The organism is Pseudomonas sp. LBUM1664 (genome assembly GCF_059695895.1).
The window spans coordinates 3,452,093-3,477,876 of sequence record NZ_CP166791.1; the positions used below are offsets into that span (position 1 = coordinate 3,452,093).

General features: G+C 61.3%; 21 protein-coding genes. 8 read left to right on the forward strand and 13 right to left on the reverse strand.

The annotated features are described in order from the left end of the window. A complete protein-coding gene (locus ACA047_RS16005) occupies window positions 1-1,086 on the forward strand; it encodes an alkene reductase (protein ID WP_497350842.1) in 1,086 nt (361 codons plus the stop codon). A 49-nt stretch (window positions 1,087-1,135) separates the two neighbouring features. Here ACA047_RS16005 and ACA047_RS16010 read toward each other — a convergent pair whose 3' ends face one another. Both ACA047_RS16010 and ACA047_RS16015 read right to left on the reverse strand, forming a co-directional pair. Beyond that, complete coding sequence (locus ACA047_RS16010; protein ID WP_497350844.1) at window positions 1,136-2,071, reverse strand: hypothetical protein; 936 nt, start codon at window positions 2,069-2,071, stop codon at window positions 1,136-1,138. 104 nt (window positions 2,072-2,175) lie between these two features. After that, window positions 2,176-2,634 (reverse strand): metallophosphoesterase family protein, encoded by a 459-nt coding sequence (locus ACA047_RS16015; protein WP_497350846.1) that lies wholly within the window; start codon window positions 2,632-2,634, stop codon window positions 2,176-2,178. 212 nt (window positions 2,635-2,846) lie between these two features. On the opposite strand from ACA047_RS16015, the gene ACA047_RS16020 reads away from it, so the two are divergent. The 3 genes from ACA047_RS16020 to ACA047_RS16030 all read left to right on the forward strand — a co-directional run bounded on the left by ACA047_RS16020 (window position 2,847) and on the right by ACA047_RS16030 (window position 8,455). After that, on the forward strand, window positions 2,847-4,415 hold the full coding sequence (locus tag ACA047_RS16020) for a sensor domain-containing diguanylate cyclase (protein ID WP_497350848.1): 1,569 nt from the start codon (window positions 2,847-2,849) through the stop codon (window positions 4,413-4,415). A 118-nt stretch (window positions 4,416-4,533) separates the two neighbouring features. Further along, a complete protein-coding gene (locus ACA047_RS16025; RefSeq protein ID WP_497350850.1) occupies window positions 4,534-6,534 on the forward strand; it encodes a peptidase U32 family protein in 2,001 nt (666 codons plus the stop codon). A gap of 181 nt (window positions 6,535-6,715) precedes the next feature. Further along, the gene (locus tag ACA047_RS16030; protein ID WP_497350852.1) at window positions 6,716-8,455 is read left to right on the forward strand and encodes a dipeptidase; all 1,740 of its coding nucleotides are present in this window, start codon (window positions 6,716-6,718) and stop codon (window positions 8,453-8,455) included. 75 nt (window positions 8,456-8,530) lie between these two features. On the opposite strand, the gene ACA047_RS16035 is transcribed toward ACA047_RS16030, so the two are convergent. Next, window positions 8,531-8,749 carry a DUF3079 domain-containing protein gene (locus ACA047_RS16035; protein WP_497350854.1) on the reverse strand — a complete coding sequence of 73 codons (219 nt, stop codon included), beginning with the start codon at window positions 8,747-8,749 and terminating at the stop codon, window positions 8,531-8,533. A gap of 193 nt (window positions 8,750-8,942) precedes the next feature. Between ACA047_RS16035 and ACA047_RS16040 the strand changes: the two genes are divergently transcribed. Genes ACA047_RS16040 through ACA047_RS16055 form a run of 4 tightly spaced genes read left to right on the forward strand, consistent with a single transcriptional unit; the run spans window position 8,943 to window position 12,068 of the window. Next, window positions 8,943-9,473, forward strand: coding sequence for an iron transporter (locus tag ACA047_RS16040; protein ID WP_497350856.1), 531 nt, complete (start codon window positions 8,943-8,945; stop codon window positions 9,471-9,473). A gap of 59 nt (window positions 9,474-9,532) precedes the next feature. Beyond that, the gene (locus tag ACA047_RS16045; protein WP_497360384.1) at window positions 9,533-9,838 is read left to right on the forward strand and encodes a cupredoxin domain-containing protein; all 306 of its coding nucleotides are present in this window, start codon (window positions 9,533-9,535) and stop codon (window positions 9,836-9,838) included. 20 nt (window positions 9,839-9,858) lie between these two features. Then, the gene (locus ACA047_RS16050) at window positions 9,859-10,713 is read left to right on the forward strand and encodes an FTR1 family iron permease (RefSeq protein WP_497350858.1); all 855 of its coding nucleotides are present in this window, start codon (window positions 9,859-9,861) and stop codon (window positions 10,711-10,713) included. After that, complete coding sequence (locus ACA047_RS16055) at window positions 10,701-12,068, forward strand: 4Fe-4S binding protein (RefSeq protein WP_497350860.1); 1,368 nt, start codon at window positions 10,701-10,703, stop codon at window positions 12,066-12,068. The genes ACA047_RS16050 and ACA047_RS16055 overlap by 13 nt, the downstream gene beginning before the upstream one ends. 123 nt (window positions 12,069-12,191) lie before the next feature. On the opposite strand, the gene ACA047_RS16060 is transcribed toward ACA047_RS16055, so the two are convergent. The 10 genes from ACA047_RS16060 to ACA047_RS16105 all read right to left on the reverse strand — a co-directional run bounded on the left by ACA047_RS16060 (window position 12,192) and on the right by ACA047_RS16105 (window position 25,769). Then, complete coding sequence (locus tag ACA047_RS16060) at window positions 12,192-13,811, reverse strand: methyl-accepting chemotaxis protein (RefSeq protein ID WP_497350862.1); 1,620 nt, start codon at window positions 13,809-13,811, stop codon at window positions 12,192-12,194. 110 nt (window positions 13,812-13,921) lie between these two features. After that, window positions 13,922-14,617 carry an anaerobic ribonucleoside-triphosphate reductase activating protein gene (locus ACA047_RS16065; protein WP_497350864.1) on the reverse strand — a complete coding sequence of 232 codons (696 nt, stop codon included), beginning with the start codon at window positions 14,615-14,617 and terminating at the stop codon, window positions 13,922-13,924. Beyond that, a complete protein-coding gene (nrdD, locus tag ACA047_RS16070) occupies window positions 14,614-14,799 on the reverse strand; it encodes an anaerobic ribonucleoside-triphosphate reductase (RefSeq protein ID WP_497350866.1) in 186 nt (61 codons plus the stop codon). Before nrdD ends, ACA047_RS16065 begins: the two co-directional genes overlap by 4 nt. Before the next feature lie 30 nt (window positions 14,800-14,829). Continuing rightward, on the reverse strand, window positions 14,830-16,845 hold the full coding sequence (locus tag ACA047_RS16075) for a ribonucleoside triphosphate reductase (RefSeq protein WP_497350868.1): 2,016 nt from the start codon (window positions 16,843-16,845) through the stop codon (window positions 14,830-14,832). 176 nt (window positions 16,846-17,021) lie between these two features. Then, the gene (moaA, locus tag ACA047_RS16080; RefSeq protein WP_497350870.1) at window positions 17,022-18,014 is read right to left on the reverse strand and encodes a GTP 3',8-cyclase MoaA; all 993 of its coding nucleotides are present in this window, start codon (window positions 18,012-18,014) and stop codon (window positions 17,022-17,024) included. 25 nt (window positions 18,015-18,039) lie between these two features. After that, entirely contained in the window at window positions 18,040-19,011 is a 972-nt protein-coding gene (locus tag ACA047_RS16085; RefSeq protein WP_497350872.1) for a peptidylprolyl isomerase, read from the reverse strand. Between the two features lie 10 nt (window positions 19,012-19,021). After that, the gene (narI, locus tag ACA047_RS16090) at window positions 19,022-19,702 is read right to left on the reverse strand and encodes a respiratory nitrate reductase subunit gamma (RefSeq protein ID WP_497350874.1); all 681 of its coding nucleotides are present in this window, start codon (window positions 19,700-19,702) and stop codon (window positions 19,022-19,024) included. Continuing rightward, window positions 19,695-20,450, reverse strand: coding sequence for a nitrate reductase molybdenum cofactor assembly chaperone (narJ, locus tag ACA047_RS16095; protein WP_497350876.1), 756 nt, complete (start codon window positions 20,448-20,450; stop codon window positions 19,695-19,697). The genes narI and narJ overlap by 8 nt, the downstream gene beginning before the upstream one ends. A 2-nt stretch (window positions 20,451-20,452) precedes the next feature. Beyond that, window positions 20,453-21,991, reverse strand: a complete 1,539-nt coding sequence (gene narH / locus ACA047_RS16100) for a nitrate reductase subunit beta (RefSeq protein ID WP_497350878.1) — start codon at window positions 21,989-21,991, stop codon at window positions 20,453-20,455. A 10-nt stretch (window positions 21,992-22,001) separates the two neighbouring features. Then, window positions 22,002-25,769: a nitrate reductase subunit alpha gene (locus ACA047_RS16105; protein ID WP_497350880.1), complete on the reverse strand. Its 3,768-nt coding sequence runs from the start codon at window positions 25,767-25,769 to the stop codon at window positions 22,002-22,004. Window positions 25,770-25,784: the final 15 nt, after the last annotated feature.

The window sequence follows — 25,784 nt, forward strand, 5'->3', positions numbered from 1 at the left end:
ATGAGCAACATTGGTCTCGATCTTCTGCTGTCCCGTGTTCAGGTCGGCAAACTGTCCTTGAAAAACCGCATGATCATGGCACCGATGACCCGCAGCCGCGCCGGGGCGGGTGACGTGGCCACGCCCCTCATGGCCGAGTACTACCGTCAGCGGGCCGGCGCCGGCCTGATTGTCAGCGAAGGCTCCCAGGTTTCGGCGCAGGGCAAGGGTTACCTGAGAACGCCAGGGATCTTTAGCAGCGAACAAATCGCCGGTTGGCAACAAGTGACCGACGCGGTTCACGCCGAGGGCGGGCAGATATTCTTGCAGTTGTGGCACGTGGGTCGGCTCTCCCATTCGCTGGTACAACTGGACGGCGCCCTGCCGGTGGCGCCCTCGGCGATCAAGGCCGACGGCGAGATCTACACCCCCGAAGGCCTCAAGCCCTATGAACTGCCACGGGCATTGGAGCTCGATGAAATTCCGGGCGTGGTCGCCGACTTCCGTCAGGCCGCCGCCAACGCGAAGCGGGCCGGGTTCGACGGCGTGGAAATTCATGGCGCCAATGGCTACCTGATCGACCAGTTCCTGCGTGACGGCACCAACAAACGTACCGACGCCTACGGCGGCTCAGTCGAAAATCGCGCACGCTTGCTCAAGGAGGTGGTCGAGTCGGTGATCGAAGTCTTCGGCGCCAGCCGCGTTGGCGTCCGCCTGTCGCCGATCTTCAGCTACTTCTCGATGAGCGACAGCAACCCCCAGGCGATTTTCGACCACACCGCCAGAATGCTCAGCCGCTACGGGCTGGCTTACCTGCACATCGTGGAGCTGGGCGAAGGCGCGGTCAATTTCCTGGAGCTCAAGCGCCGCTTTGGCGGGCCATACATCGCCAACGGCGGCTACAGCGCAGAACGCGCGGCCACCGCCATCAGTCGCGGCGATGCAGACCTTGTCGCCTTCGGCACACCGTTCCTCGCCAACCCGGACCTGGTGGAGCGCTTCAAACACGGGCTGGCGCTCAACACCCCTGATGCATCGACCTTTTACCAGGGCGACGAGCGCGGATATACCGATTATCCGACGCTGGCTGAGGTTCAAGACCAATAAGCCCTGAGATGGATTGCAGAGCCCTTGTCGCAACCACAAGGGTTCGCTTTTAAACAATCACCTCTTCAGGCTCCACCACCGGCGCGACGATCTCTGGAACAAAAGAGAAGCCTGCGGCCTCCCAATCCCGCCAGTCAGGTGTCACGTCCGGCAGCCAGGGTGACGGGATCGGCTCCATCGGCACAGCAGTCCATTTGCCCTCTACCTCAACCGGCCAATACCACCAGGCCTCCACGTTGCCTGCCTGCTCCACGGCCAACGGCAGGAAATCGTCCTCTTGTTCACGCGGGACGAGTTTCCAGCCCGGACGCAGTTTCTTTTGGATACGAGCCAGGCGCTGTGTCTGTAACTCAAACAACACGGCGGGCAGTTGGTCATACCGGCAACTGCGACGCTTGTTCTCCTCGCCGACGAACTTGGTGAACCCCAGCGATTGTTGGTTGGCCGTCAGGGCGTCCAGCTCTTCACCGGTACGCACATGGAAAACGACGTCCCCCAGGTCCAGGGCGCTGTCGCTGAAGTTAATCTTCGGGCCCATTTGCGCCAGGATGTAAAACTGAGCAGGGAAAATCGCTTCCTTGAGGTTTTTGTCTTCGATGATGTTCCACCGGCACGTCTTGTTCAGCCGCCAGGTATCCGGTGACGCCGTGCTCTTGATTTCCAAGGTTACGCCCCAGGTCAGTTGCAGGTCGAACACGTCACCGTGGGGTTGCACTTGGTAATGTTTCTTGATGCTGTGGGTCAGATCCCCGTCTCGGGGGGTATAGGTGGTCAACGCCCTCACCGTATCGCCGACAATGCTGTCGCAGTGTGCAATCAACTTCTTTGCCACCAGATATTCGATCAGCACGCCACGCAATACGGGCACGTTCATGTTTGAAAATGCCCATTCCCAAAAGTCGTTGGCCGTATGGGGCGTGGCTGATTCGCCGAAGGAAAACGTGGTCCCTGCGTTCAGAAAGCGCTTCAGATTTTCGATGTTCATGTCGTCCCTGTCATTTTGTTCAAGCGATAGAGGCTAAATGATGGCACTTTCTGACTGGCGGTTCAATTCTCTACCCTGATCAGTCCTTAGGTAAGACGCGTCTGTCACTCCAATAACTGAACAATCCGCGGTTCAATCGCGCCTGCACTCACCTCAAGCAACGCCAGCGTCACCGGTAGCTTGAAGCGCCTCCGGCCGGCGCTGCCCGGGTTGAGGTAGAGCCGTTCGCCGCGCCACTCGATGTTCGGCTTGTGGGAGTGACCGGTGATGACCAGCTTTACGCCGGGGTCCGGCGAGGCCTGCACATCGGCGATGTCATGCACCAGCAAAACCTGCCAACCGCAGAGGTCAAACTGCAGGCAGTCGACAAGCTGCCCTGCCCAATCGGCACCCAGGTCGTTATTGCCCCGCACGACGTGCAGCGGGGCGACGGATGCCAGCTGATCCAGGATCTCGGGGCTGCCGATGTCACCGGCGTGGATGATCCGCTCACACCCTTGCAGCGCTGCAAGCGCTTCAGGACGGAGCAGACCGTGAGTATCGGAAATGACGCCAACTTTCATGGGCTTCTCGCCACAGGTTCCATAGGGTTATTGACTTGACTGACAGGCATCAGGCACCAAAAACGAGCATTTTGTCCTTACTTTATCGCTTGATAGCTGCCAATGAATAGCGCTGCTCATGTCTACCTTTTCACGACTAGCTAACGTGCTGATATCGAATAAGATAGGCTGCGCATCAATAGTGCGCAGACCCGTTGTAGAAGGAAATGTTGATGCTCGGACGCAAACGGCCAGAGCTAAAAATTGAAAGCGCTGATGAAGCCTTTTCCCCCCATGCTACGCGGGCCGGAGCTGCGTTGCGGCTCACCGTGAGCTTCATGCTGGTGGTGATTGTGGCATTCGTGGCCGTTGAAGGCTGGCGGACATGGCGTGACTATCGCGCCGCCTTTGCGTCTGCCCACGATTCGGTGACAAACCTGGCACGGGCGACGGCTCAGCACGCCGAAGACACCATCCGGCAGGTGGATGTGCTGACGTCCGTGCTCAGCGAACGCGTGGAAGGTGACGGACTCCAGAACATCGACATCCCGCGTATCCATAAGCTGCTGGTGCAGCAGTCGGCCATCATGCCGCAATTGCACGGGCTGTTTATCTATGGCTCCGACGGGCAGTGGGTGGTGACGGACAAGGAAGTGACGCCGGAACCTGTGAACAACGCCGACCGCGATTACTTCCAGTATCACCGTACCCACGAAGATCGAAACGTACGAATCGGTGAAGTGATCAGGAGTCGATCCACCCATGATCTGATCATTCCCATTTCCCGTCGCCTGAACAATCCTGACGGCTCGTTCGCTGGCGTGCTGCTTGGCACGGTCAAGGTCAGCTATTTCGTGGACTACTACGGCGATTTCAAAATCGACGACAAGGGCGCTCTGGTCCTGGCCATGCGAAATGGCACCATCCTGGTTCGACGGCCCTTCGTCGCCTCGGTGATCGGCAAGAGCCTGATCAATAGCGTGATCTTCAAGAACTATTTGCCGACGTCGAACCAGGGCGTCGCAGAGGCCAGGGCTGTCGTCGACGACACCGAGCGCCTTTACGGTTACCGGGCCTTGACCACTTATCCGTTGGTGGTGGAAGCCGGGCTATCCCGGGAATCCATCATCGCCCCCTGGCGTCGCGACCTGCTCAAGAGCGGCGTTGTGCTGGTTTTCCTGATCGCGATACTCATCGGCTTCGGGCTCATCGTGTTGAGTCAACTGCGCTACAGAATGACCATGGAGAAGCAGATTCGTAGCGCACACCAGTCCATGCGCGACATGGCGCTGACTGACAGCCTTACCGGGCTGGGCAACCGCAGGCGGCTGGACATTGCTTTGGCCGATGAGCTTCGCTTGGCCAAGCGCCAGGGTTCCTCCCTGGCGTTGATCATGCTCGACGTCGATTACTTCAAGCGCTTCAACGACAAATACGGACACGCCGCCGGGGACGACTGCCTGCGCGCGATTGCAGGTGCGATCCAGCAATCGATCCGAAGACCGGGTGACCTGGCCGTCAGGTACGGCGGCGAAGAGTTCACCGTGTTGCTGCCCAACACAGACAGCGCAGGTGCCGCCAAGGTCGCGCAACAGATCCTCGAATCCATCCGGGCCCTGAACATCGAACACGGCGAGCATCCATTGGGAATGGTCACGATCAGCGCCGGCATCACCACCAGCCAGCCGAGCACCGAGGACATAACCCCTGCCATGCTGATAAAGACCGCTGACGCCTTTTTGTATCTGGCAAAAAATACCGGGCGAAACCGTTGGTGCAGCGCCGGCGCGTCGCCGCAATGATCCCCTGGCGATAGCCGCGCATCGGTCCACACCGCGTAAACCCAAGTCCACAGGTGCCGGCCAGGCGCCTGACGGCTACAATGGTCGCTTCGACCGTGACCAGCCTGATTAAAAAAACATGTCCTTGCCCAAACATCATCTGGAATTGCTCAGCCCCGCCCGCGACGTGACCATCGCCCGCGAGGCCATCCTGCATGGCGCCGACGCCGTGTACATCGGTGGCCCGAGTTTCGGCGCACGTCACAACGCCTGCAACGAGGTCGGCGATATCGCCCGGCTGGTGGAATTCGCCCATCGCTATCACGCCCGGGTGTTCACCACGATCAACACGATCCTGCACGACAACGAGCTGGAGCCGGCCCGGCAGCTGATCCACCAACTGTACGATGCGGGCGTCGATGCGTTGATCGTCCAGGACCTGGGGGTGATGGAGCTGGACATCCCGCCAATCGAGCTGCACGCCAGCACCCAGACCGACATTCGCACCCTGGCACGGGCGAAGTTCCTCGATCAGGCCGGTTTCTCGCAACTGGTGCTGGCCCGGGAGTTGAATCTCCAGGAAATCCGCGCCATCGCCGATGAGACCGATGCGGCCATCGAGTTTTTCATCCACGGCGCGCTGTGCGTGGCCTTTTCCGGCCAGTGCAACATTTCCCACGCACAGAACGGCCGCAGCGCCAACCGTGGCGACTGCTCCCAGGCCTGTCGCCTGCCCTACACCCTCAAAGACGACCAGGGTCGGGTGGTTGCCTACGAAAAACACCTGTTGTCGATGAAGGACAACAACCAGAGCGCCAACATTCGCGCCCTGGTCGAGGCCGGCGTGCGCTCGTTCAAGATCGAAGGGCGCTACAAGGACATGGGGTATGTGAAGAACATCACCGCCTACTACCGCCAGCGCCTGGACGATGTCCTCGAAGACCGTCCGGACCTGGCCCGCGCTTCAAGCGGTCGCACCGCGCACTTCTTCGTGCCCGACCCGGAAAAGACCTTCCACCGCGGCAGCACCGATTACTTCGTCAGCGACCGCAAGATCGACATCGGCGCCTTCGACTCACCGACCTTTACCGGCGTGCCGGTGGGCGTGGTGGAGAAAGTCGGCAAGCGCGACCTGCAAGTCGTGACCTCTGATCCGTTGTCCAACGGCGACGGTCTCAACGTATTGGTCAAGCGTGAAGTGGTCGGCTTTCGGGCCAACATCGCCGAGCCCAAGGGCGAGTTCGAAGAAGACGGCCAGAAGCGTTATCGTTATCGCGTCGAACCCAACGAAATGCCGACAGGCCTGCACCAGCTGCGTCCCAACCACCCGTTGAGCCGTAACCTGGACCATAACTGGCAGCAGGCGCTGCTAAAGACCTCTTCCGAACGCCGGGTGGGCCTGGGCTGGGTCGCCCGTCTGCGCGAAGAGCGCCTGGAGCTGACCGCCACCAGCGAGGAAGGCATCAGCGCCAGCGTTACCCTGGACGGGCCGTTCGGCCTGGCCAACAAACCGGAACAGGCCTTGGAGCAACTGCACGACCTGCTCGGCCAACTGGGCACCACCGAATATCACGCTACCAATATCGAGCTGGATGCGCCCCTGGCGTTCTTCATCCCCAACTCGCAGCTCAAGGCGTTGCGTCGCGAAGTCATCGAAGCCCTGACCGCGGCCCGCATCCACGCCCACCCGCGAGGGGGCCGTAAAGCCGAGACCACTCCGCCGCCGGTGTACCCTGAGTCGCACCTGTCGTTCCTTGCCAATGTGTACAACCAGAAGGCCCGGGACTTCTATCACCGCCACGGCGTCAAACTGATCGACGCGGCGTTCGAAGCCCACGAGGAAACCGGTGAAGTGCCGGTGATGATCACCAAGCACTGCCTGCGCTTCTCGTTCAACCTCTGTCCCAAACAGGCCAAAGGCGTCACCGGGGTGCGCACCAAGGTGGCCCCGATGCAGCTGATACACGGTGATGAAGTACTGACGCTGAAGTTCGACTGCAAACCCTGCGAAATGCATGTGGTCGGCAAGATCAAGGGGCACATCCTTGACCTGCCACTGCCGGGTAGCAGGGCCGAGCCGATCGTGGGTCACATCAGCCCCGAAGACCTGCTCAAGACGATTGCTCGCGCGCCTCATTGAGTCACGGCCTGTGGGAGCGGGCCCGCTCCCACATCGTTTTTCGTTTCTGCGCCGTTTTTGCATTTCTGTGCGACAGATTGGCTAAAGGGCTCCCCCGCCACTCTCGCGGTGTTAGGTTGCAAGTGATTGTTTAATCAACCAGACACTTCTCCCCAACTGCCTGCAAAGGAATGCCCCAGCAATGGACTTCTCGCTCAAACACCTGGCCGTGACGACCCTGATGCTGTCCAGCCTTGCGTCATTCGCCATGCCGGCAAACGCTAACGTCACCGCGCAACAGAGCTCGGCACTCGTCAAGACGTTCGCTGACACATCGGTAACCGATTTCAGGCAGTTTCTGGGCGGCGTGGCCAAGAGCGACCTGGCCAAGACCGCCGACCTTGGCCCGGCCATCAGCACCTTCCTGGACAACAAGCCCCTTTCGGCTGAACAGCAGAATGAAATCCATCGCCTGCTGGGCATCTATGCACGGGTGAAGTACGGCAACGCGGCCACCGAGACCCTGAAAGAGCTGGTGGCAATCCCGACTTTTCGCAAGGATGGCGTTGCCCAGCATGAGAACCCCGAATTCCTCAAGATCGCCGACAAGATCAAAAGCCTGGCCGAGGCGTTCAACCTGAACTTCCGCAATATCGATAACCGCGTCTATGAGATTTCACTCCAAGGCAGCGGCGAGGAAGTGGTGGGCATTCACGCCCATGCCGATGTGGTGCCCGTGACGCCGGAAAACTGGGTGCTCAAAGACGGCACCCAACTCGATCCGTTCAAGGTCACCCTGGTGGGCGACCGCATGTACGGCAGAGGCACCGAGGACGATAAGAACGGCATCGTGGTGGCGCTCTATGCCATGAAAATCATCAAGGAAGAGAAGCTGCCACTGGCCAGGAACTTCAAGCTGCTGGTCGACACCACCGAGGAAACCACCGGTGACGCCATCCCCTATTACTTCGAACGCAACCCGACACCCAACTACAACCTGGCGCTGGATGGCGGCTACCCCGTTGTGATTGCCGAGAAAGGCTATGGCACCGTCATGGCAAATTTTGCCCGGCGTAACGCACAAGGCAAGGGTGCCGAAATCACCGCGATGACGGGCGGCCTGGCCACCAACCAGATTCCGTCGACGTCGGTCGCCACCTTCGTGGGCGACAAACCCGCCGCATTGGCTGCCAGCCTCCTGAAAGCCGGTACTGACTATGCCAAGCGCAATGGCGGCAATTTCGAGGTGTCCACCAAGGTCGTTGGCAAAGACGTCCTGTTGACCTTTACCGGTGTTTCCGCCCACTCGTCCGAGCCCGAGTCAGGCGTCAACCCCGTGGCGAGGATGCTGGTCTTCATCAACAGCCTCGACGGCAAGGTCGCGCTCAAGCACAACCACATCACCGACGCCGCCCGCTACGCTGCTGACAACTGGGGCCTGGATTATCTGGGTAGCCAATTGGGGATTGGTTTTTCCGATGCCTTCATGGGCCCGCTGACCGCGTCCCTGACCTATGTCGGCCTGGACGAGAAGGCCTTCAAGCTCGCCGTCAATCTGCGCGTGCCGGTGGGCAAGCCCACAGAAACGCTCAAGAGCGAAATTGCCGACAAGCTCACCGCCTGGAGCAAGAAGTCCCACGTTGCAGTGGCCTTCGATTACTCGCTCGACGAGCCGATGTACCGCAACCCTGAGGGTGAATGGGTCAAGGCGTTGCTGGCCGTGGCCAGCGAAAACCTGGGCATGGAACACAAATACGGCACCTCCGCCGGCGCCACCTCGGTCCATGAGTTGCCCAATGGCGTGCAGTTCGGCCTGGCCATGCCCGACGTCAAATACACCGGTCACAACGACAACGAATTCAAGACTGTCGAGCAGTTTCTGCTGGATCTGCAAATCGTGACCGAGATGATGGGGCGGATTGGGCAGATGCCCAAGCTCTGATTGCCCCAAGGTAAACAGCGCATTTAAGATTTGTTTGATCATTGTGGCGAGGGAGCAAGCTCCCTCGCCACGGATTCAAGCGCGGCCGCTATCCTGCGCAGCCTTGTCGGTAATGTCAGTCAGCTCCAATCCCCAGTCGCCATGCAGGTACCAATCCTCCCCGATCATCTCGGCCGGGTGCATCGTTCGATCAGCACCGTTACCGCACGCCAAGGCGTTCGCCGGGCAGTAGCGGTCGCAGCCCCAGCAGATACGCTCGGGATGTTTGGGACTTAGAGGAAAGGGCTTTGCCATGACGACCCCGCATAACCGATGGGTGTATTTGCACCCTACCGCGCCGGGCTCAAGGCACTCTTGATTTTGATCAAGAACCCTATGAACGTCTGCACACCGCTCGCAGAATCGCCCTGAAAATTGACAATAATCATTACTATTCGCAGCAAGTCTTCCTAGACTCGGCCATCTTTTAGCCATCCAGGAAGTCATCATGCGCACGCTTGCTCCTCTGTCTCTCACGCTGTTGTTTCTCGCACCCTTGGCCCAGGCCAAGGAATACCCCATCGGCGAACCGCAACTGTGCCCAGGGCTGGAGGTAGGCGCGGTGTATCTGCAACCGATCGAAATGGCCCCGGCCGGCATGATGCGCGCCACCGCCGATTCCGACGTTCACCTGGAAGCCGATATCCGCGCCACGGCCGACAACCAGCAGGGCTTCCAGGAAGGCAGCTTCGTGCCGTACCTCAACGTGTCGTTCCAACTGAAAAAACAGGGCAGCGACACCGAACTCAAAGGTGACTTCCATGCCATGGTCGCCAATGACGGGCCGCACTATGGCGACAACGTGAAGCTGCTCGGCCCTGGTCAATACCAACTGACCTTTACCGTCCTGCCGCCCAGTGGCCATGGCTCCCTCGGGCGTCACACCGACAAGGAAACCGGCGTGGCGCCGTGGTTCGAGCGCTGTGAATTGCACTACGAATTCGTTTACGCCGGGATTGGTAAAAAAGGCGGGTACTGAGGATGAACCGCCCAACCTGCGGCCTGCATACCGCCAGCCATCGGCGTCTGCCTTGGTTGATGCTGGCCGGCTTGATGTTGCCTTCAATCGCCCATGCCCAACTGCCAACTTACGAGCTGAGCATACGCGACGGGCATTTCACCCCGCCGCTGCTGGAGGTCCCGGCCGGGCAGCGCTTCAAGATCGTACTGAAAAATGTCGGCCAGGGCCCTGCGGAATTCGAAAGCACGCCCCTGCGGGTCGAAAAAGTCCTGTCGCCCGGCGTCACCACCTTTGTCGTGATCCACCCGCTGCGCCCCGGGCACTATCCGTTTTTCGACGAATTCAATCCGCAACTGCCCGAGGGCGGCATTCTCGCCAAGTAACCGCCAGCAGGAGGCGTTGCATGACTCAATCGATGTTTATTGTCTGGCGCGAAAGCGTCGAGGCGCTGTTGGTGATCGGTATTCTGCAGGCCTGGGTCGGCCGTCAGCAACAGGCCAGCCAACTGCTCCGGTACGTATGGGGCGGCGCTGCGCTGGGCTTGCTGCTTTCAGCTGTGCTGGCCGGGCTGATTCTGCTGGCTGGCGAGGCCATGAGCGGCGCCGCCAACGAATGGTTCCAGGCTTCATTGGCACTGATCGCGAGCCTGCTGATCGTGCAGATGGTCACCTGGATGCACCGAAACGCCGGGACGCTGAAGCATGACCTGACGCGCCACGCCGACCATCGCCTGAGCCGCCAGGGTGGCCTGGGACTGTTGGTGCTGGCGATGCTGGCGGTCAGCCGCGAAGGCAGCGAAACCGTGGTCTTCCTGTATGGCGCCGGTGCCCGTCTGCAGGGCTCGCAACTGGGCTTGTTTGCCGTGGGTGCAGCGGCCGGCCTGGTGCTGTCGCTGCTGACCATCGCCCTGCTGCACAGCAGTCGCCGATTTATCTCATGGCCGCGCTTTTTTGCCATCAGCGAAGCGATCCTGCTGTTGTTGGGAGCGGCGCTGCTGGTCAGCGGCATCGAGCGGGTCGGCGGACAATTGCTCGCGATGGACTGGCCCGAACCGGTGTATCGCGCCATTGGCGACGCGCTCTGGGACAGCAGCGCGGTATTGGATGACGGCCATGGCTTGGGTGGTTTCCTGGCTGATTTCGCCGGATACCGAGCCAGTCCCAGCGCGATGATGCTACTGGTGTGGCTTGGCTATTGGCTGGTGGTCGCTCGATGGCTGCGGCCACCCAAGTCGGAAAAACTGCCATGCCCGACCTAAACCCCTGGCTCCAGCGCCTGGGCGACGGCATGCGGCGCCACGGCGCAACCATTCGTGCCGTGCAATGGGCAGTGGTGCTGTTCTACGCGGTGCTGCTGGTGGTGCCGGCCCTGTCGCCATTGCCGAGCGGTCAGACGCGACTGTTCGACAACCTCACGCTGCTGGCGCAGTTTCTGTTCTGGGGCCTGTGGTGGCCCTTCGTGTTGCTCTCGATCGTGGTGTTCGGTCGGCTCTGGTGTGGCGTGCTGTGCCCTGAAGGCGCCTTGAGCGAATGGGCCAGCCAATACGGCAAGGGCCTGGGGGTGCCGCGAACCCTGCGCTGGGCCGGCTGGCCGACCTTGGCGTTCTGCCTGACCACGATCTACGGCCAGTTGATCAGCGTCTACGACTATGCCCAGGCTGCGCTGCTGATTCTCGGCGGCTCGACCGTTGCAGCGGTGATCGTTGGCCTGCTGTTCGCCCGAGGCAAGCGGGTGTGGTGCCGTTACCTGTGCCCGGTCAGTGGCGTCTTTGCCCTTCTTGCCCGTTTGGCACCGGTACACTTTCAGGTCGACGAACAACGTTGGTTGGAAAACCCTGCACCGCGTCGCCCTCCCCCCAACTGCGCACCGCTGCTGGACATCCGTCGCCTGCGTGGCGCTGCCGACTGCCACGCTTGTGGTCGCTGCAGCGGCCAGCGCGATGCGGTGCGCCTGATCGCCCGCTCCAGCAATCAGGAAATCCTTCAGTCAACCGCAACCACGCTCTCACCCTGGGACGTGCGCTTGCTGTTGTTCGGCGTCATTGGCCTGGCCATGGGTGCCTTTCAGTGGACCGTCAGCCCCTGGTTCATTGCCCTGAAGCAGGGCCTGGCCCAATGGCTGGTGGCACACGATCTGCTCTGGCCCTTACAGGACAACGCGCCCTGGTGGCTGCTGACGCACTATCCACAGCTCAATGACAGCTTCAGTTGGCTCGATGGCTTTTGCATCGTCGTCTATCTGGGCATGAGCGCCTTACTGCTGGGCACTTCATTGAAGCTACTCCTGCGCCTGGCGGCGAGATTCTCAGGCGATGCTGCGCAATATCGGTCCTTAGCCATCACTCTGACGCCCCTTGGCGGTGCAGGACTGTTCCTCGGCTTGTCGGCCACCACCGTGAAGCTGTTGCGCTATGAAGGGTTGTTGCTCGAATGGGTACAGCCGGCCCGTGCCGGGTTGTTAGTGGCGGCGATGGCTTGGAGCCTGTGGCTCGGTTGGAGACGCCTGGCGCATACAGCTGCCTCGCCCATTCAGCGACTGCTCGGCATGGCATGCCTGGTATCAGCCAGCAGCCTGGTGGGATATGGCTGGTGGTTGCAATTCTGGGGGTGGTGAACATCCGGATTTGACACACAACCCTTGTGGGAGCGAGCCTGCTCGCGATGGCGTCGGCACATCCGGCATCACTGCAAACTGACCCTCCGCATCGCGAGCAGGCTCGCTCCCACAGGGCGTCGGCTACACCTTGAACCGCGCCACCGTCTCATGCAGCGAACCCGCCATCTGCGCCAGGTCCTGGCCGGCCGTGTCCGTATTCCGGGCCCCCAGCAACACCTGCTCGGACAGGTTGCGAATGCCAATCAGGTTGCGGTCCACCTCTCGGGCCACCAGGGCCTGCTGCTCCGTGGCGCTGGCGATCATCAGGTTGCGTTCGTTGATCTGCGAGATCGAGCGGGCGATTTCATCCAGGGCATCGCCGGAACGCTGCGCCACTTGCAGGGTGGCCTGCACCAGTTCGCTGTTGTTTTGCATCGCGGTCACGGCATGCCCGCTGTCCTGGCGGATGTTGCCGATCATGTTTTCGATCTCCCGGGTCGAGTCCTGGGTGCGATGGGCCAACGCCCGGACTTCGTCGGCCACCACCGCAAAGCCACGCCCGGCATCGCCGGCCCGGGCCGCTTCGATGGCGGCGTTCAAGGCCAGCAGGTTGGTTTGATCGGCAATGCTGCGGATCACGTCCAGCACCGAACTGATGTCCTGGACTCGCCCGGCCAACTGCTGAATTCGCCCCGAGGTATCCGTCACGCCATCCGCCAATGCGCAGATGGAAGCAACCGTTTCCTGAACCTGCTCACGGCCGCGCTGGGCGGTCTGCTCGGAGACTCGCGAGGCTTCGCTGGTGCTCACGGCATTGCGCGCCACCTCATCCACCGCCGCTGTCATCTGGTTCACGGCCGCCGCAGCCTGTTCAATTTCCAGCCCTTGCAACTGCAGGGTACTGTTGGTCTGACTGCTCACCGCGCTCAGTTCTTCGGAGGAACTGGCCACCCGGTCCACCGACGCCGCAATGTGCCGGACCATGGTATTGAGGCTCTGCTGCATGTCGTGCATGTTGCTCATCACGCTGTCGTTTGCGCCGACGCCCACGGGCACCCGAATCGTCAGGTCGCCTTGGGCGATATGACTCAGCACCCGTGCCGCGTCATCGGGCTCACCCCCCAGCGGACGGGTCACGCTGCGGGTCACCAGCACGGCAACAGTACTCACCAGGGCCAGGCAAGCCAGCACCAACCCCAACATGTTGCGTCGCGCGTCGCTGTAGCGCGCCTGGGCCAGGCGTTCACGCTCGACAAAGAGTTTGCCCTGCATCGCCATCAGCCCGTCCAGGCCTCTGTACACCTCAAGCTCTGCCGGAATCACGCCTTGTTTGAGTTGCGCCATCGCTTCGTCCGTCGCGCCCTGGCGGATCAACGCCTGCACTTGAACGAAAGCCGCCACGTACGCCTCGCGGTTCTTCTTCAACGCCGCGTACGCGGCCTTGCCTTCGGGCTGATCGAACAGCGGCTCCAGCGTCGCGAAGGCCTGGGTGATGCGTTGCCGAGTGGCGTCGATGGATTGCTGCACCTGGGCATTATTCCTGTCGATCAACAGGTCCCGGGTGTTCCTGGCGTTATCGCGCACACCCGTGGCAATCACCATGATCGGGTCGATCTTCGGCCAATCCTGTTTAACGATCTGTACGGCCTGGTCGCGCAACATCGCCAGGTCGTTCAAGGCGTACAACGCCAAGGCGATCAAGGCCAGTGGCGCGATGGCAAAACCGATCACGATACGTTGGGCAGTGGTGAGTCTGGTCATATCAAATGGTCCCTGTTCAACTACCTGCCGACTGGCAGCGCATTTGAAAACCTTAAAAAAAGTGGCCCGGTTATTCCGAGCCGCTGTCGGTCGTTCATCCCTGCAATCGGTCAGCTGCGTAACACGAACGAGGGGAACAGTTCGCGCAGGGCGGCCCACAGCTCAGGCTGCAAGGCGTTTGCCGAGACGCTGGAAAGATGAGGGTCGAGCATCCGTTCGGTGCGCACCAGTTGCACGGCAAACCGCGTGACGCCCTGCTCGTTCAGGCGCCGCGCCAAGGTCAACAGCCGTTCGGGGTTGAACAGATGCCAATGCACCGTGGTGCGGCATTCATAATCCACGCCGCTGGCCAGCAGATAATCGAGGCTGCGCCAGTTGGCGGCGCCGCTGCCTTCGACCCGGGTCACGTCCAAGGCATCTTCGGGCAACGCCTTGATGTCGAAACCAACCCAGTCGGCTTGCCCGACCACTTTGGCGAAGGCCGCCGGCTTGATACCGGCGCTGTGCAAGCCGATGCGAAAACCCATCTGCCGCACTTCTTCCATGGCCGAGGCCAGGCCGTCCTGCAAGGTCGGCTCGCCGCCACTGAACACCACGGCATCGAGCAGATCCTGGCGGCGTTGCAGAAACGCCAACACCCGACACCAATCCACCTCTTCGCCGCCGCGCGGCGGGATTAGTTGCGGGTTATGGCAGTAACGACAACGCCAGGCGCACCCCTGGCAAAACAGTACGCAAGCCAATTGGCCCGGGTAATCAAGGGTGGTCAGGGGCACCATGCCCCCGACCCGTAGCACTCGACTCATGGACGCCCGGCCGCGCTTTCAGTGAAATGCACCCGTTCACGATGCTCGGACTGTTTGCCTGGGTTGAAGGCGGCCACCGGACGGTGATAACCCATCACTCGGGTCCAGACTTCGCAACGTTGACGCTGCGCCTGCGGGAGATTGGCTTGTGGGGCTTGTAGGAGAGTGTGCGATGCATTCATGGTGAAGCTCCTAGCGGTCAATGGTTCGGATCAGTGAACGGTGCCAGCACGCTGCTGTTGCAGCAGCAAGGCCTCGTCGCATTTGGGGCAGAACTCGTGTTCGCCGGCCAGGTAGCCGTGCACCGGACAGATGGAAAAGGTGGGTGTGATCGTCAGGTACGGCAGCCGGAAACGCCCCAGGGCCTTGCGTACCAATTGCTTGCAAGCCTGGGTCGAGGAAATCTGCTCGGCCATGTACAAGTGCAGCACGGTGCCGCCGGTGTATTTGCATTGCAGTTCGTCTTGCAGTTCCAAAGCTTCGAACGGATCGTCAGTGAACCCCACCGGCAGTTGCGAAGAGTTGGTGTAATACGGTGCAACCGGGCTGCCGGCCTGCAGGATATCGGGATAGCGCTTGAGGTCTTCCTTGGCGAAGCGGTAGGTGGTGCCTTCGGCGGGCGTGGCTTCCAGGTTGTAGAGGTGGCCGGTTTCTTCCTGGAAACGCAGCAGCGTGGCGCGCACATGATCCAGTAGCCTCAGGGCGAATGCCCGGCCTTGCTCGGTGTGCAGGCCTTGCTGGTCGTCGGTGAAATTGCGCAGCATTTCGTGCAGGCCGTTCACGCCGATGGTGGAGAAGTGATTACGCAAGGTGCCCAGGTAGCGCTTGGTGTACGGGTACAAACCGGCATCCATGTGGTGCTGAATGACTTTGCGCTTGACCTCCAGGCTCTCCTTTGCCAGTTCCATCAAGGCATCGAGGCGTTGCAGCAAAGCGCTGGTGTCGCCCTTGTACAGGTAGCCCAGGCGTGCGCAATTGATCGTCACCACGCCCAGGGAGCCGGTCTGTTCCGCCGAACCGAACAACCCGCCGCCACGCTTGAGCAACTCACGTACGTCCAGCTGCAAGCGGCAGCACATCGACCGGACCTGGTTGGGTTGCATGTCTGAGTTGAGGAAGTTCTGGAAATACGGCAAGCCGTAGCGGGCGGTCATTTCGAACAGCCGGTCGGCGTTCTCGCTGTCCCACGGGAAGTCATGGGTGATGTTGTAGGTCGGGATTGGGAAGGTGAACACCCGTCCTTTCGCATCGCCGGCCTGCATTACCTCGATATAGGCGCGGTTGAGCAGCTCCATCTCCACTTGCAGGTCGCCATAGGCGAACGGCATCTCTTCACCACCGATCACCGGGATCTGTTCGCGCAGATCCTGCGGGCAGACCCAATCAAACGTGAGGTTGGTAAAGGGTGTTTGCGTGCCCCAGCGTGACGGGACGTTGAGGTTATAGATGAACTCCTGCAGCGACTGGCGGACCTCGTCGTAGCTGAGTTTGTCCTTGCGCACGTAAGGCGCCAGGTAGGTGTCGAACGAGCTGAACGCCTGGGCCCCGGCCCATTCATTTTGCAGGGTACCCAAGAAATTCACCATCTGCCCCAGGGCACTGCTCAAGTGCTTGGGCGGCCCGGCCTCGACCCGTCCCGGCACACCGTTGAGGCCTTCGTGCAGCAGCGTGCGCAGGGACCAGCCGGCACAGTAGCCGGCGAGCATGTCGAGGTCGTGGACATGCAAATCGGCTTCGCGGTGCGCCTGGCCGATGGCCTGGCTGTAGACCTCGTCGAGCCAATAGTTGGCGGTGACTTTGCCCGATACGTTCAATATCAACCCGCCGAGGGAGTAGCCCTGGTTGGCGTTGGCTTGCACACGCCAGTCTTCACGGTCCAGGTACTCATTCATCGACGTCGCGACTTCCACCAGCGTCCGGCGATCCCGGCGCAGGCGTCCATGCTGCTCGCGGTAAACGATGTAGGCGCGCATGGAGAGGAAGAAACCGGCGTCCATCAGCACCCGTTCGACACGGTCCTGGATCTGCTCGACATTCAACCGCGTTTGGCCTTCCAGTCGGGCCAGCACCGCTTCCAACAACCCCTCGGCCTCGGCCTCGGCGTATTCGCCAGTGGCCTTGCCAGCGGCGATCAGCGCCTGACGGATCTTGTCCGCATCAAAGGCGACCACACTGCCATCGCGCTTGTGCAAGCGGTTACAGCCTACTGAGATCAACGTGCTCTGCATTTTGGCTCCAGACACTACATATAGGGATTTTTAATTTTTTAAACACAATATGCAGTGGAGAGTACGACCAAAAGACTGGGTTGCAATTGATCGATATCAAGAATCGAGGGTGGTTCAGTAGGCAGTGATGTTGACCCTGCTGCCGTCATCGCGAGCAAGCTCCCTCGCCACAGGGCTCACCCACCACTCATGTTCATGAACCGCACAATCTGCACCTCCCCACCGGGGTTGAAGTCGTGGCGCAGGGGTTTGCCGCGCAGGGCGTGTTGCACCGCCTGGATCACCGGTTGGTCGTCCAACGGATAGCGCCGCAGCAAACCACGCAGGTCCAGGGAGTCCTCTTGCCCAAGGCACAGCAGCAAGCGTCCTTCAACGGTCATGCGCACTCGGTTGCAACTGGCGCAAAAATTGTGGGTGTTGGGAGAAATGAAGCCGATCCGGGTATCGGGATGACGCTCCAGGCGCACATAGCGCGCCGGGCCGCCGCTGTTCTCGGTGCTGTCGAGCAGCCGATGATGGCTGGCGATCACAGCCCGTACCTCATCGCTGGAACAGAACGACTCACCCCGGGAACGCCCGACCTCCCCCAAGGGCATCTCCTCGATGAAGCTGATGTCGATGCGATGCTCGATGGCGTACTGCACCAACGCCGGGACTTCATCGAAGTTGCGCCCTTTCATCACCACGCAGTTGAGCTTAATCCGCTCGAACCCCGCCCCAGTCGCCGCCTCAATGCCGGCCAGTACCTGATCCAGATCGCCGTTACGGGTGATCGCCCGAAAGCGCTCCCCGTCCAGGCTGTCGAGGCTGATGTTCATGCGTTTGACCCCCGCCTCGGCCAGCGGCCGGGCCAGTCGCCCCAGCTGCGAACCGTTGCTGGTCATCACCAGTTCCCGCAGGCCGGGCAATGCCGCGATATCTCGACACAACCCGACGATGCCCGGACGAATCAGTGGTTCGCCACCGGTCAGGCGGATTTTCTTCACCCCCAGGCCAACGAACAACCGCGCCAGTCGATGTAACTCTTCCAGGGTCAACACTTGCTGACGCGGCAGAAAGGTCATGTTTTTCGCCATGCAATACACACAGCGAAAATCACAACGATCGGTCACCGACATCCGCAAATAATCGATCTGGCGCCCAAACCCGTCCTGCAACACGGCGTTCATGAATGTCCCCTGATTGACCCGGTGCTCACTGCACCAGCGGCGAGTCGGCACCCTGAAGATGAATACCGCGAATGTCCGCCGCACCGATCAGGGTTTGCAGGTATTGCACCAGCGCTTTTTGCCACACACCCTGCTGCAACTGGGTGCGAATCGCCGTCGCCACCGCCTCATAGGGCAGCGGCTGGCCTTCGACTCGCTGGTCGATGCTGATCACGTGCCAGCCATAACGACTTTCCAGCGGCTTGGTGACCAGGCCCGCCGGCAAGGCGAACAATTGACGCTCCAGTTCGGGCACGGTCTGGCCCTTGCTGATCTGCCCCAGCGACCCGCCCTGTGCCTTGGACGGACAGGCCGAATGCTGCTGCGCAAGCTCGGCGAAGCTGCCCGGGAACTGGTCCAGCCGCTCCAACAGCAACTCGGCCTGGACGTGGGCCAGGCTGCGGGCCTCGGCATCGTCCGGCGCGCATTCGAGCAGGATGTGCCGCACCGCCAGCAACGGTGCGCTGTGAAAGCGCGCCCGATTGCTTTCGTAATAACGCAGGCAGGTCGCCTCGTCACATTGCGGCACCTGCACCTCGCGCTCGAGGAGCAGCCGTGTGGCCGCTTCCTCTTCGTTTTCACCGGCGCCGACCTGCAACGTCAGGCCCAACTCGGCAATGCGTTGCTGGAGCAATTCACGGATCACCAGGGCCCGGGCGGCCTGGTAGACCGCATCCTCGCGGCTGTCAGCCGGGTGGTATTGCAGCTCCAACGCCATCGCCTGCGGGGTGATCGACACCCCGTTGACGCTGATGATCGGCCACTCCTGCTCACTGCTGGCAATCAACTGCGCCGGGGCTTCATCCTCTGCCACCGGCCCGGTCTGGGCCGGCGTGAACTGCACCGCACCCGCGGGCTCGACATCGGCAGCCGGCGTAGCCACAGGCGCCGCTTTTGCCGATGAACCGCAACCGCCACTGCCTCCGTTACCGCCGCCACATCCGCATCCACTAGCCATGATCGTCTCCTTAAAACTTCTGCCGAACGATTTGATAACGACGTCCCAGGTACCAGACCGGCGCGCTGACGATGTGGACGAGACGGGTGAACGGGAACAGTACGAACAAGGTCAAGCCCAGAAACACGTGGAGCTTGTAGACCAACCCCACCGGTGCCATCGACGTGGCCGCTTCCACCGGACGCAACAGCACGGTGTTCTGGGCCCAGTCGGCCAGCATCACCATCACTGAGCCATCCATGTGCGCGGTGGACGCCACGATGGTCATCAGCCCCAGCACCAGTTGCACCAGCAGCACCACCAACACCAGGATGTCCGAGGTACTGGAAGTGGCGCGCACCCGTGGATCGGTCAGGCGCCGGTTGAGCAGCATCAGCAGGCCGATCAGGCCCAGTACGCCGAAGAAGCCACCGGAAACCATCGCCAGCAACTGCTTGTTCTCGGTGCTCAGCACATGGTGATAGACCGCCGACGGCGTGAGCAGGCCGACGAAGTGCCCGGCCAGCACGAACAGCACGCCGACATGGAACAGATTGCTCGCCACCCGCATGCCGCGGTTGCTGAGCATCTGACTGGAACCGGCCTTCCAGGTGTACTGGGACAGGTCGAACCGTGCCCAACTGCCGATCAGGCAAATCGCCAAGGCGACATAGGGGTACACCCCGAATAACAACAGATCCCACTTAGACATTGCCCACCTCCCCGGCTGGCACAGCGGCCCGCCCTTCATGCTGAAAATCCACCCAGTGCAACGGCACCGCGCTTTCGTCACGGGCCTTGCCCGGCCCGCTCGGCAGTGAACTGCAACGGTCCTGCTGTTCGGCCTTCATGAAATCCACCGCTTCCTCTTCCCAGATCTTGTCCAGGGCTTCGAGGGAGTCGTCCCGCGGCTCGGCCTTCACCTGCTCACGCAGTTCGGCCACCGCCTCCTGAGGTTCGGCCCCGGCGATTTGCAGCAAAGCCCTGAAGCAACTGGCATAGGCGCTTTCACGTTCTTCCAGGCGCGCCGCCAGCAACGCCAGCAGGTGCGCCACATCGGCCAGACCTTCGCGAGCCTCGATGTCCTCGCGGGTGGAGAGAAATTCCAGGTACAGCGGGATGTAATCGGGCAGCTCCTTGACGCCGATGGCGAAGCCGGCCTCTTCGTATTGGGCCATCATGTCCACCATGGCTTGGCCACGGTCGCGGGATTCGCCATGGACATGTTCGAACAGCAGCAGCGACAACGCCCGCCCCCGGCCGAACAGCGCACCGTAGTGCTCCTGGCCGTCCATCAGGTCTTTGCCGCAGATCAGCTCCAACAGTTCGAACAGCGCGGCGCGCTGATTGGGACTGATTTCCCGAGCCTGGAGAATCGCCTGTTCCAGCTCGTCGCGACCGGCCACCAGGGTCTCGGTCGGATAGTCGAGCAGCAACGAAATCACCTTGAGAATGCGCATGCTCACTCCTCCCACAACTGGACGGTTTTGATCACGTCACGGCGGTTGGCCTTCTTGGCGCCGAACATGTTCGTGTCGGAACTGCCGCTGCAGCCGCTGCCGAAGCTGAAGCCACAGCCGGAGCGTTCAGCGAACGCATCGCTCATCGCGTCTTCACGGTGGGCGCTTGGCACGACAAAACGGTCTTCGTAGTTGGCGATCGCCAGGTAGCGGTACATTTCCTCCACCTGGTTCACGCTCAGGCCGACGTCGGCCAGCACTTGCAGGTCCTGCACGCCGTCCACCTGTTCGGAGCGCTTGTAGGCACGCATCGCCAGCAGGCGTTTGAGCGCGCGCTTGACCGGCTTTTCATCGCCGGCGGTGAGCATGTTGGCCAGGTAACGCAGCGGAATTCGCAGGCTGTCGACGTCCGGGATCACTCCGTTCATGCCCACGGTGCCGGCCGCTGCGGCGTTCTGGATCGGCGACAGCGGCGGCACGTACCAGACCATCGGCAAGGTGCGGTATTCAGGGTGCAGCGGCAGCGCGAGTTTCCAGTCCACGGCCATTTTGTAGACCGGCGAGCGTTGCGCCGAATCGATCACCGACTGCGGCACGCCATCGGCCAGGGCCTGGCGAATCACCGCTGGGTCGTTCGGGTCGAGGAAAATCTCCAGCTGTTTCTCGTACAGGTCCTGCTCATTGGCGGTGCTCGCCACTTCGCTGATGCGGTCGGCGTCATACAGCAGCACACCGAGGTAACGGATCCGCCCAACGCAGGTTTCAGCGCAGACCGTCGGCATGCCGGCTTCGATGCGCGGGTAGCAGAAGATGCATTTTTCCGACTTGCCGCTCTTCCAGTTGAAATAGATCTTCTTGTACGGGCAACCGCTGATGCACATGCGCCAGCCCCGGCATTTTTCCTGGTCGATCAGGACGATGCCGTCTTCTTCACGCTTGTAGATCGCCCCGCTCGGGCAGGACGCCGCGCACGCCGGGTTCAGGCAGTGCTCGCACAGGCGCGGCAGGTACATCATGAAGGTGTTTTCGTACTCACCGTAGATGTCTGCCTGGATCTGGTCGAAGTTCTTGTCCTTGCGCCGCTTGGCGAATTCGGTACCAAGGATTTCCTCCCAGTTCGGGCCCCACTCGATTTTCTCCATACGTTTACCGGTCACCAGCGAACGCGGCCGCGCGGTGGGCTGGTGCTCGCCCAGGGGCGCGGTGTGCAGGTGCTGATAATCGAAGTCGAACGGCTCGTAGTAGTCATCCAGGCCGGGCAAGTCCGGGTTGGCGAAGATGTTGGCCAGCACGCGGAATTTGCCGCCGATGCGTGGGTTGATCGAACCGTCGGCATTGCGGACCCAGCCGCCCTTCCACTTGTCCTGGTTTTCCCATTCCTTGGGGTAGCCGATGCCGGGCTTGGATTCGACGTTGTTGAACCAGGCGTATTCCATGCCTTCGCGGCTGGTCCAGACGTTCTTGCAGGTGATCGAACAGGTGTGGCAACCGATGCACTTGTCCAGGTTCAGGACCATGCCGATCTGTGAACGAATTTTCATATCAATCTCCTCAATCCAGCTCAGTCGGCAGGGGACGCGGCAGGTCATCGCCGCTGGAACCGTCGAGCCAGTCGACCTTGGCCATCTTGCGCACCACGACAAACTCGTCGCGGTTGCAACCGACCGTGCCGTAATAGTTGAAGCCGTAAGCCTGCTGCGCGTAGCCACCGATCATGTGGGTAGGCTTGAGCACGACGCGGGTCACCGAGTTGTGGTGGCCGCCGCGGGTCTTGGTGGTTTCCGAGCCGGGCACGTTCACGATCCGTTCCTGGGCGTGGTACATCATCACCATGCCTTCCTTGACCCGCTGGCTGACCACCGCCCGGGCGGTCAGCGCGCCGTTGACGTTGAAGCATTCGATCCAGTCGTTGTCCTCGATGCCGGCGCGCTTGGCGTCGATTTCCGAGAGCCAGACAATCGGCCCGCCACGGCTCAAGGTGAGCATCAGCAGGTTGTCGCTGTAGGTGCTGTGGATGCCCCATTTCTGATGCGGAGTGATCCAGTTCAGGACGATCTCGGTCTCGCCGTTGCTGCGCTTGCCCTTCACGCCCTCGATGGTGCGGGTGTTGACCGGCGGCCGATAACTCATCAGCTGCTCGCCGAACGCCTGCATCCACGGGTGATCCTGGTAGAACTGCTGGCGACCGGTGATGGTGCGCCATGGGATCGACTCATGAACGTTGGTGTAGCCGGCGTTGTAGCTCACGTGATCGTCTTCCAGGCCGGACCAGGTCGGGCTGGAAATGATCTTGCGCGGCTGGGCCTGGATGTCGCGGAAACGAATGGCCTCGTGGGCCTTGGACAAGGCCAGGTGGCTGTGATCGATGCCGGTGAATTCCGACAGCGCCGCCCACGCCTTGACCGCTACATGGCCGTTGGTTTCCGGGGCCAGGGACAGAATCACTTCGGCGGCGTCGATGGCACTGTCAATCTTTGGCCGGCCCTGGCTGATGCCCGCTTCGACTTCAGAGTGGTTGAGTTCGCCGAGGAATTTCACTTCCTCGTCGGTGTTCCAGTTGATGCCCTTGCCACCGTTGCCGAGTTTTTCCAGCATCGGGCCCAGGGACGTGAACTGCTTGTAAATATTCGGGTAGTCACGCTCCACCACGTGCAGGTTCGGCGCGTTTTTGCCCGGCTGCGGCGCCACACCAGCGCTTTTCCAGTCGGTGCCGCCAAACGGTTGGGCCAGCTCGCCGACGCTGTCATGCATCAACGGCACGGTGACCAGGTCTTTCTCGACACCCAGGTGCCCGACCGACATGGCGGAAAACGCCTTGGCGATGCCTTTGTAGATTTCCCAGTCCGAACGCGACTCCCAGGCCGGATCGATGGCAGCCGACAATGGGTGAATGAACGGGTGCATGTCCGAGGTGTTCATGTCGTCTTTTTCGTACCAGGTAGCGGTCGGCAAGACGATGTCGGAATACACGCAGGTCGAGGACATGCGGAAGTCCAGGGTTGTCACCAGGTCGAGCTTGCCGATGGCGCCCTCGTCCACCCATTCGGCCTCGGTCGGTTTGCAGTCGCCGACCTGACCGATGTCTTCGTTCATCACGCCGTTCTTGGTGCCCAACAGGTACTTGAGCATGTACTCGTGGCCCTTGCCCGAGGAGCCCAGCAGGTTGGAGCGCCAGATGAACATGTTGCGCGGGAAGTTCACCGGGCTGTCCGGCTGTTCACAGGCAAAGCGCAGGGAGCCGTCCTGCAACGACTTGACCACGTAATCCTTGGGTTCCAGGCCCGCGGCGGCGGCATCGCGGCAGATGTGCAGCGGGTTGGTGTTGAGTTGCGGCGCGCTCGGCAGCCAGCCGGCCCGTTCGGCACGGATGTTGTAGTCCAGGGCGTGCTCGGGGAATTGCGATTTGTCCGCCAGGGGCGAGAGCACGTCGTGCATGCTCATCTTCTCGTGGCGCCATTGGGAGCTGTGGCCGTAGAAGAAGCTGGTGCCGTTCATCTGCCGTGGCGGACGGTTCCAGTCCAGGCCGAAGGCCAGGGGCAGCCAGCCGCATTGCGGACGCAGTTTTTCCTGGCCAACGTAGTGGGCCCAGCCGCCGCCGGTCTGACCGACACAACCGCAGAGCATGAGCATGTTGATCAGCCCACGGTAGTTCATGTCCATGTGGTACCAGTGGTTCATCGCCGCGCCGACGATGATCATCGAGCGTCCACGGGTCTTGTCGGCGTTGTCGGCGAACTCACGGGCGATCTGAATCGCCTTCTCGCGGCTCACACCAGTGATCTGCTCCTGCCAGGCCGGAGTGCCAGGGACCGAAGCGTCGTCATAGTCCTTGGCGACGTTGGCGCCACCCAGGCCACGGTCGATGGCCAGGTTGGCGGCCGACAGGTCGAACACCGTGGCCACTTTCGCCACGCTGCCGTCAGCCAGCACCACACTGTGCACCGGCACCCGGCGGTACTGCACCGCGTCACCGGCCACATGCTGGAAGTACTCCTGGGCTTCGCCGGCAAAATACGGAAAGGCCACCTCGGCGACGTCGCCGCCGATCAGGCTCAACTTGAGGTCGATCTCACGACCCTCGCCGCCTTCACGGGCGAGGATGTTCCACTTGCCCTTCTCGCCCCAGCGATAGCCGATGGAGCCTTGGGGTGAAACCAGTTCGCCGTTGGCGTCCAGGGCGATGGTTTTCCATTCCGGGTTGTTGTCCTGGCCGAGGTTGTCGGTCAGGTCACTGGCGCGCAGGAAGCGATCAGGCTGGTAACCGGAACCCGGCGCCACGCCGAGCATCGGCTTGAGCATCACCAGTACTGGCAGATCGGTGTAGCGCTTGGCGTATTCGGTGAAGTAGGCGCTGGGTTTGTCCAGGTGAAATTCTTTGAAGATCACATGGTTGAATGCCTGGGCCAGCGCGGCGTCGGTGCCCTGCTTGGGGTTGAGCCACAGGTCGGTGAGCTTGGCGACTTCCGAATAGTCCGGGGTGATCGCCACAGTCTTGGTGCCCTTGTAGCGCACCTCGGTGAAGAAGTGCGCGTCGGGGGTACGGGTCTGCGGGACGTTGGAGCCCCAGGCAATGATGTAGTTGGAGTTGTACCAGTCGGCCGATTCCGGCACGTCGGTTTGCTCGCCCCAGACCATTGGCGAGGCTGGCGGCAAGTCGCAGTACCAGTCGTAGAAGCTCAGGCACACGCCGCCGATCAGTGACAGGTAACGCGAGCCGGCGGCATAACTGACCATCGACATCGCCGGGATCGGCGAGAACCCTACCACCCGATCCGGGCCGTGTTCCTTGATGGTGTAGACGTTGGCCGCGGCAATGATCTCGTTGACTTCTTCCCAGTTGGAGCGGATGAAGCCGCCCATGCCACGCTTGCTCTTATAGGAGTCAGCCTTAGCCTTGTCCTCGACGATACTGGCCCAGGCTTCTACCGGTGGCAGGGTCTGCCGGGCTTCGCGCCACAGTTTGAGCAACGGCTTGCGGATCTTCGGGTATTTGAGTCGGTTGGCGCTGTAGATGTACCAGCTGTAGCTGGCGCCCCGAGGGCAGCCGCGTGGCTCGTGGTTGGGCAGGTCGTTACGGGTGCGCGGGTAGTCGGTCTGCTGGGTTTCCCAGGTGATCAGGCCGTTCTTGACGTAGATTTTCCATGAACACGAGCCGGTGCAGTTCACCCCGTGGGTGGAACGCACGATCTTGTCGTACTGCCAGCGGGAGCGGTAGACGTTCTCCCAATCGCGGGACTCCTTGCGGGTCTCGCCATGACCGTCTGAAAACTCGCCTTGCTTGCGGTTGAAAAACCGCAGTTGATCCAATAAATGACTCACGGTGTGTTCCTCTCA

Coding starts and splice junctions, on each gene's coding strand:
- ACA047_RS16005 (WP_497350842.1), top strand. CDS start 1: ATGAGCAACATTGGTCTCGATCTTCTGCTGTCCCGTGTTCAGGTCGGC.
- ACA047_RS16010 (WP_497350844.1), bottom strand. CDS start 2,071: ATGAACATCGAAAATCTGAAGCGCTTTCTGAACGCAGGGACCACGTTT.
- ACA047_RS16015 (WP_497350846.1), bottom strand. CDS start 2,634: ATGAAAGTTGGCGTCATTTCCGATACTCACGGTCTGCTCCGTCCTGAA.
- ACA047_RS16020 (WP_497350848.1), top strand. CDS start 2,847: ATGCTCGGACGCAAACGGCCAGAGCTAAAAATTGAAAGCGCTGATGAA.
- ACA047_RS16025 (WP_497350850.1), top strand. CDS start 4,534: ATGTCCTTGCCCAAACATCATCTGGAATTGCTCAGCCCCGCCCGCGAC.
- ACA047_RS16030 (WP_497350852.1), top strand. CDS start 6,716: ATGGACTTCTCGCTCAAACACCTGGCCGTGACGACCCTGATGCTGTCC.
- ACA047_RS16035 (WP_497350854.1), bottom strand. CDS start 8,749: ATGGCAAAGCCCTTTCCTCTAAGTCCCAAACATCCCGAGCGTATCTGC.
- ACA047_RS16040 (WP_497350856.1), top strand. CDS start 8,943: ATGCGCACGCTTGCTCCTCTGTCTCTCACGCTGTTGTTTCTCGCACCC.
- ACA047_RS16045 (WP_497360384.1), top strand. CDS start 9,533: ATGCTGGCCGGCTTGATGTTGCCTTCAATCGCCCATGCCCAACTGCCA.
- ACA047_RS16050 (WP_497350858.1), top strand. CDS start 9,859: ATGACTCAATCGATGTTTATTGTCTGGCGCGAAAGCGTCGAGGCGCTG.
- ACA047_RS16055 (WP_497350860.1), top strand. CDS start 10,701: ATGCCCGACCTAAACCCCTGGCTCCAGCGCCTGGGCGACGGCATGCGG.
- ACA047_RS16060 (WP_497350862.1), bottom strand. CDS start 13,811: ATGACCAGACTCACCACTGCCCAACGTATCGTGATCGGTTTTGCCATC.
- ACA047_RS16065 (WP_497350864.1), bottom strand. CDS start 14,617: ATGAGTCGAGTGCTACGGGTCGGGGGCATGGTGCCCCTGACCACCCTT.
- nrdD (WP_497350866.1), bottom strand. CDS start 14,799: ATGAATGCATCGCACACTCTCCTACAAGCCCCACAAGCCAATCTCCCG.
- ACA047_RS16075 (WP_497350868.1), bottom strand. CDS start 16,845: ATGCAGAGCACGTTGATCTCAGTAGGCTGTAACCGCTTGCACAAGCGC.
- moaA (WP_497350870.1), bottom strand. CDS start 18,014: ATGAACGCCGTGTTGCAGGACGGGTTTGGGCGCCAGATCGATTATTTG.
- ACA047_RS16085 (WP_497350872.1), bottom strand. CDS start 19,011: ATGGCTAGTGGATGCGGATGTGGCGGCGGTAACGGAGGCAGTGGCGGT.
- narI (WP_497350874.1), bottom strand. CDS start 19,702: ATGTCTAAGTGGGATCTGTTGTTATTCGGGGTGTACCCCTATGTCGCC.
- narJ (WP_497350876.1), bottom strand. CDS start 20,450: ATGCGCATTCTCAAGGTGATTTCGTTGCTGCTCGACTATCCGACCGAG.
- narH (WP_497350878.1), bottom strand. CDS start 21,991: ATGAAAATTCGTTCACAGATCGGCATGGTCCTGAACCTGGACAAGTGC.